The organism is Micromonospora sp. 15K316 (genome assembly GCF_004348525.1).
Lineage (GTDB): Bacteria > Actinomycetota > Actinomycetes > Mycobacteriales > Micromonosporaceae > Micromonospora.
The window spans coordinates 1-6,273 of the sequence record NZ_SMKG01000292.1; the positions used below are offsets into that span (position 1 = coordinate 1).

Consider the following 6,273-nt stretch of genomic DNA (forward strand, 5'->3'; position numbering starts at 1 on the left):
GGTTGTCCGCGGGTGCGGTCAGGTCGGGTCGGCGCAGATGAGAGCCACCGCGCGGCGGACGCGGTCACGGAAGTCGTCGCGGTCGGTCGCCGTCGACTTCCAGGTCAGCCCGGCCGAGAAGAGGAGGTCCATGACATCGTGGGCGGTGCGCCCCCGGTCGAGCAGGCCGGCCGGAGCGAGCGCGTCGATCCGATCGCTGATCGTGGCGCGGGCCCGTTCCTGGTAGTCGCCGAACATCGACCCCAACTGCGGGCCGCTGTTCTCCAGCAGTTCGGCCAGGTCCCGGGCCACCTGGGTCTCGACGTACGGACCCATGAGCGCGTCGAGCGCGGCGACCAGGCGTTCGGGGAAACTGAGCGTCCCGTCGGCGAAGCACGCCTCCATCGCGAGCTGGGCGCGTTCCATGACGCCCTGCATGGTGGCCCGGTAGAGCTGCTCCTTGTTGGGGAAGATCAGGTAAAGGCCGGGCCGGGAGATCCCGGCGGCCTTGGCGACCGCCTCCATCGAGGTCTTCTGGAACCCGTAGCGGCCGAAGACGCCTTCCGCGGCCGCGAGGACGGCGGCGCGCTTCGGGTCGCCCCGCTCCACCTCTGACATGCTCACGCTAGACAGATTAGACGACATTCCGAAAGTTGTCTAATCCGTCAAGCGGCGGCTCCCTGCCTGGCGGTTCAGGCTGGTGGGCGGCGGCGGTGCACGCGGCTGGTGTCGACGGGTCGGCCCGGGTCGACGTGCCGGGGCCTGTCGGGTTCGTCCGGGCGCAGCGGCGCCAGCGCGTCGGTGATCGCGTCGATGATCCGGTTGGTGGCGTGCCGGGCGGCGCCGGGCGTCTGCGGGGTCAGGCCGGCGAGGTCGACGGGCTCCCCGAAGTGCACCCGGATCACCGGGCGGCGCGCCAGCGCTCGGGCCAGGCCCTTGAGCAGCCCGCGCGGCGCCCGGTAGGGCAGCACCTCGTGCGATCCCCACTGAGCCACCGGGACGACGGGGGCGCCGCAGGCGAAGGCGAGGCGGGCCGCGCCGGTCTTGCCGCGTTCGGGCCAGAGGCCCGGGTCCAGGCCGATGCGGCCCTCCGGGTAGACCAGGATCACCGAGCCGGCGGCGACCGCCGCGGCGGCGTCGTCGAGCGCCCGACCGACGGCGGCGGTGCCGCGGTCGACGCGGAGGTGGCCGGCGCGGCGCATCAGGGCGCCGATCACCGGCGCGCGGAAGAGTCCGCCGGTGGCCATGATCCGGGGGGCGACCCCGCGCGCCCGGCAGGCGGCGGTGAGCACGATCGGGTCGAAGGGGCTGATGTGGTTGGCGGCCAGGATCAGCGGACCCCGGCGCAGCGCCTCGGGCACCGTCCCGCTGACCTCGAGGCGGGCCAGGGGAGCGACGACGCCGCGGGCGAGCAGCTGGGCGGCGCGCCAGATCGCGGGGGGCTGCCAGGTGGCGGGGGCGGTCTCCATCAGCGGTGAATGCTTCCACGCGCTGCGGCGGCGGCGACGCGGAGGTCGCCACGTCACCCGTCGGGCGACGGCGAGCCCGCCTTGATCGACGGGAGCGTCCGGCGGCCCGGCGAAGGTGACCAGGGTCATCGGTCGCGCGGCGAATCGGTGGCCGGGTCGACGCCGAATCGTCTACGACGGGAAGTAGTATTTACTACGTCCCGTAGTACCGACAGCTGGAGGTTCCCGGTGGACGCGTTGGACGTCGCCCGCTGGCAGTTCGGTGTCACCACCGTCTACCACTTCCTCTTCGTACCGTTGACCATCGGCCTCTCCGCGCTGGTCGCCATCCTCCAGACCATGTGGGTACGCACCGGCAAGGAGCGCTACCTCAAGCTCACCAAGTTCTACGGCAAGCTCTTCCTGATCAACTTCGCGATGGGCGTGGTCACCGGCATCGTGCAGGAGTTCCAGTTCGGCATGAACTGGAGCGACTACTCCCGCTTCGTCGGCGACATCTTCGGCGCCCCGCTCGCCATCGAGGCGCTGGTCGCCTTCTTCCTCGAGTCCACCTTCATCGGTCTGTGGATCTTCGGCTGGGACCGGCTGCCCAAGCGCCTGCACCTGGCCAGCATCTGGGCCGCGGCGATCGGCACCAACCTCTCCGCGTACTTCATCCTCGCCGCGAACTCGTTCATGCAGAACCCGGTCGGCTACCGGATCAACCCCGACACCGGCCGCGCCGAACTCACCGACTTCGTCGCCGTACTCACCAACAAGGTCGCGCTGGTCACCTACCCGCACACCATCGCCGGCGCGTTCCTGGTGGCCGGCTCGCTGATCGTCGCCGTGGCCCTGTGGCACCTGATCCGCAACCGGGACACGACCGACACCCCCACCTACCGCTTCGCCGCGAAGTTCGGCTCCTGGGTCACCCTGATCGCCGCCGCCGGCGTGCTCATCACCGGCGACACCCAAGGCAAGATCATGACCGAGGTGCAGCCGATGAAGATGGCCGCCGCCGAGGGCCTCTACAGCACGGAGAGCCCCGCCTCGTTCTCCGTGCTCACCGTCGGCAGCCTCGACGGCAGCCGGGAACTGTTCGCCATCAAGATCCCGTACCTGCTCTCCTACCTCGGCACCGGCGACCCCAACGGCACCGTGCACGGCATCAACGACCTGCAGGCCCAGTACGCCAGCCAGTACGGCCCCGGCAACTACGCCCCGATCATCCCGGTCACCTACTGGAGCTTCCGCTTCATGATCGCGTTCGGGTTGACAGCGGCCGCGATCGCCCTGCTGGTGCTCTGGACCCACCGCAAGGGCCGCGCCCCGCGCAGCAAGTGGCTGCTGCGCGCCGGCCTGCTCATGCCGCTGCTGCCACTGGCCGCGAACGCCTTCGGCTGGATCTTCACCGAGATGGGCCGCCAGCCGTGGATCGTCTTCGGCGAGATGCTCACCCGCGACGGGGTGTCCCGAAGCGTGTCACTGACCGAGGTACTCACCTCGTTCACCGCGTTCACCCTGATCTACGCCACCCTCGCCGTGGTCGAGTTCCGGCTGCTCGTCCGCTACGCCAGAGCCGGCGTCCCCGACCTCACCGAGCAGCCCGAGAACGACAACGAACACGACGACGCCGAGCGTCCGCTCGCGTTCGCCTACTGACCTCCGGGAGCGCACCGTGGAACTCACCACCATCTGGTTCCTGCTCATCGCCGTGCTCTTCACCGGCTACTTCATCCTGGAGGGCTTCGACTTCGGCGTCGGCATGCTGCTGCCCGTCCTCGGCCGCGACGACCGGGAACGCCGCGTGCTGATCAACACCATCGGTCCGGTCTGGGACGGCAACGAGGTCTGGCTGATCACCGCCGGCGGCGCCATGTTCGCCGCCTTCCCCGAGTGGTACGCCACCATGTTCTCCGGCTTCTACCTGCCGCTGCTGCTGATCCTGCTCGCCCTGATCGCCCGCGGCGTCGCCTTCGAGTACCGCCACAAGCGCCCCGAGCCCTCCTGGAAGCGCCGCTGGGACGCCGCGATCTTCTTCGGCTCGCTGGTGCCGGCGCTGCTGTGGGGGGTGGCGTTCGCCAACATCCTGCGCGGCGTGCCGCTCTCGGCCGACCACGAGTACGTCGGCGGGCTGCTCGACCTGCTCAACCCGTACGCCCTGCTCGGCGGCGTGACCACCGCCGCGCTCTTCCTCACCCACGGCGCGGTCTTCGTCGCGCTGAAGACGGTGGGCGACATCCGCGAGCGCGCCGGGAAGCTCGCCGTGCGGGTGGGCGCCGGCGCGGCGGTGCTGGCGGTGGCGTTCCTGGTTTGGACGCTGGGCATCCGCTCCAGCACGGCCGCCGTCGCGCTCGCCGCCGCCGCGGCGCTCGCGCTGCTCGGTGCCCTCGCCGCCGCCCGGGTACGACGGGAGGGGTGGGCGTTCGCCGGCACCGCGGCGGCGATCGGCCTGGCCGTGGCGACCCTGTTCGCGGCGCTCTTCCCGAACGTGCTGCCCTCGACGCTGGACGCGGCCGGCACGCTGACCGCCACCAACGCCGCCTCCACCCCCTACACCCTGAAGATCATGAGCTGGATCGCGGTGGTGTTCACCCCGATCGTGATCGCCTACCAGGGTTGGACGTACTGGGTGTTCCGCAAGCGCATCGGCGTGGCACACATCCCGCAGCACTAGCACCGACCACCGCCGGCCGCCCGTTCCCCGGGGCGGGCCGGCGGTCCGTGCGGGGGCGCGGGTGTCCAGGACCGTCGGGTCCGCCCCGGCGAGCTCCGGACGCATCCGATGAACCTTCCTGCGGCCCGCACTATGGTGATCCGGTGAACGGTGCGCCCTGGACCCACCTGCTCGGCAGCGCGACACCTGTCGTCGGCGCGCCGATGGCCGGCGGAGCGAGCACCCCGGCCCTGGTACGGGCGGTCACCGCGGCCGGCGGCTTCGGTTTCGTCCCCGCCGGCTACCGCAGCGCCGAAGCGCTCGCCGCCGACCTGACCGACCTGGCCGCCACCGGCACACCCTGCGGGGTGAACCTCTTCGTGCCCGGCCCGCCCGAGATCGACGAGGCGATCTTCCGCGAGTACGCCCGGCGCATCGCCGCCGAGGGCGAACCGTACGGCCTCGACCTGGCCGCCGCGCCGCTCACTCACGACGACGACCACTGGACCGACAAGATCGACCTGCTGGTGCGGCATCCGGTGCCGGTGGTCAGCTTCACGTTCGGGCTGCCCGACCCGGCGGCGCTGGCCGCGCTGCGCGGCGCCGGCACCCGGACACTCGCCACCGTCACCTCCGTGGCCGAGGCGCTCGCCGCCCGCGACCTCGACGTCGACGGGCTGATCGCCCAGGGCACCGAGGCCGGCGGGCACAGCGGCGTCCACGATCCGCGGCGACCGGCCGTGCCGACCTCCACCCGACCGCTGGTGCGCGACGTGGTCGCGGCCACCGGCCTGCCGGTCCTCGCGGCCGGTGGGGTGGCCGGCCCGGACGACGTCCGTGACCTGATCGGAGCGGGAGCCACCGCGGTGGTCGTGGGGACCCTGCTGCTGCGCACCGACGAGAGCGGCGCGAACCGGACCCACCGCGACGCCCTCGCGGACCCGGCCCGCACCACCACCGTCGTCACCCGCGCCTTCACCGGCCGGCCGGCCCGGGGACTGCGCAACACGTTCATCGACAGCTACGAGCCGGCCGCGCCGCTCGGCTATCCCGAGCTGCACCACCTGACTCGCGGCATGCGCGCGGCGGCCGCCGCGGCCGGGCACCCGGACCGGCTGCACCTCTGGGCCGGCACCGGCTACCGCAACGCGCGTACCGGCCCCGCCGCGGCCGTGGTGGAGGCGCTGACCACCGCCCTCTGACCCGGCCGGCCGGTGGCGTCCACCCCGGTTTTCGACCTTCGGCAATGATCGACTCGGATTCCTTGACGTCGGGCTGGCCCAGGTGGGGCGATACCGCGTTTTCCAGGAAGCCGAGTCGATCAGCCGTGCGGCACGGTCGGGACTGCGCGGCACAGTCGCATCGCGCGCGCCTCAGCGCGACTCGTCCGCGCCCTCCTCGGTGCCCGCCTCGCGCAGCTCCGCCAACCGGGCCTCGATCTCCGCCAGCTCGGCGCGCAGCTTCTCCGCCTGCTGCTCCGCCTCGGCCCGCTCGGCCGCCAGGATCTGCTCCACCGCCTCGTGCACCCCCGGCACGTCGACAAGCGCCACCATCCGCAGCGCCTCCGCCGGTTTCACCACGTACGGCTTCGCCAGCGCCTTGCTGCCCTGCTGGGCCGCGACCGTCCACTCACCGTCGGCGTAGGCGAGCGTCACCGTCAGCCCGGCCGGCCCCTTCGGCTTCGCCACCTTCGCCGCCCGACGTGCCGGCTTGGCCGCCTCGACCGTCTCCACCTTCGACTCCTCACGTGGCGCCGGCCGCGGCGCCGGCACCCGATCCAACACGAACTCCGGCTCCGCCGGCGCCGCGGCCGGTTCGGGCTCCGGTTGCGGCTCCGGTTCGACCGCCTTGCGCCCCGCGCCGCGCGGCGCCACCGCCACGTCGGCGGGGGAGAAGGGCAGCTCGTCGCGGCCGAACCGGACGACGACGAACTCCTCCGACTCGGTCGGGTCGGTCAACTCCACCACCTGACCGATCTGCCCGGCGATCTGCCCCGCCGCGGCGGTGAACACCACCTTCGGCTTGCGGCCCGCGGCCAACGCCTCCCGGAAGGTGCGTACGTCGTCTTCGGACAACCCTTGGCCAGCGGCACCCATCAGCAACCTCTCCCGTACACCTGTTTGATTCCTGTCTTGATACCAGCCCGCTGTGACAGCGCGCACCGGGGGTGACCACCCGCCGAACCCC

6 protein-coding genes are annotated in these 6,273 nt (G+C 72.2%); 3 read left to right on the top strand and 3 right to left on the bottom strand.

Annotated features, from left to right (window positions below):
• Positions 1-18: 18 nt before the first annotated feature.
• Positions 19-597 carry a TetR/AcrR family transcriptional regulator gene (locus E1211_RS29760; RefSeq protein WP_243709759.1) on the bottom strand — a complete coding sequence of 193 codons (579 nt, stop codon included), beginning with the start codon at positions 595-597 and terminating at the stop codon, positions 19-21.
• 74 nt (positions 598-671) lie between these two features.
• On the bottom strand, positions 672-1,448 hold the full coding sequence (locus tag E1211_RS29765; protein ID WP_132353179.1) for a 1-acyl-sn-glycerol-3-phosphate acyltransferase: 777 nt from the start codon (positions 1,446-1,448) through the stop codon (positions 672-674).
• A 228-nt stretch (positions 1,449-1,676) separates the two neighbouring features.
• Here E1211_RS29765 and E1211_RS29770 point away from each other — a divergent pair, with 228 nt between their 5' ends.
• The 3 genes from E1211_RS29770 to E1211_RS29780 all read left to right on the top strand — a co-directional run bounded on the left by E1211_RS29770 (position 1,677) and on the right by E1211_RS29780 (position 5,288).
• Positions 1,677-3,092, top strand: coding sequence for a cytochrome ubiquinol oxidase subunit I (locus tag E1211_RS29770; protein WP_132353181.1), 1,416 nt, complete (start codon positions 1,677-1,679; stop codon positions 3,090-3,092).
• A 16-nt stretch (positions 3,093-3,108) separates the two neighbouring features.
• Positions 3,109-4,107 (top strand): cytochrome d ubiquinol oxidase subunit II, encoded by a 999-nt coding sequence (cydB, locus tag E1211_RS29775; RefSeq protein ID WP_132353183.1) that lies wholly within the window; start codon positions 3,109-3,111, stop codon positions 4,105-4,107.
• Between the two features lie 143 nt (positions 4,108-4,250).
• Positions 4,251-5,288 carry a nitronate monooxygenase family protein gene (locus E1211_RS29780; RefSeq protein WP_243709758.1) on the top strand — a complete coding sequence of 346 codons (1,038 nt, stop codon included), beginning with the start codon at positions 4,251-4,253 and terminating at the stop codon, positions 5,286-5,288.
• Positions 5,289-5,459: 171 nt separating this feature from the next.
• Here the strand turns inward: E1211_RS29780 and E1211_RS29785 are convergent, their stop codons facing one another.
• Complete coding sequence (locus E1211_RS29785) at positions 5,460-6,182, bottom strand: hypothetical protein (RefSeq protein ID WP_132353185.1); 723 nt, start codon at positions 6,180-6,182, stop codon at positions 5,460-5,462.
• Positions 6,183-6,273 lie beyond the last annotated feature (91 nt).

Bases quoted from the DNA above. Each gene is read 5' to 3' on its own strand.
- E1211_RS29760 (WP_243709759.1), bottom strand. From the start codon at position 597: ATGTCAGAGGTGGAGCGGGGCGACCCGAAGCGCGCCGCCGTCCTCGCG.
- E1211_RS29765 (WP_132353179.1), bottom strand. From the start codon at position 1,448: ATGGAGACCGCCCCCGCCACCTGGCAGCCCCCCGCGATCTGGCGCGCC.
- E1211_RS29785 (WP_132353185.1), bottom strand. From the start codon at position 6,182: ATGGGTGCCGCTGGCCAAGGGTTGTCCGAAGACGACGTACGCACCTTC.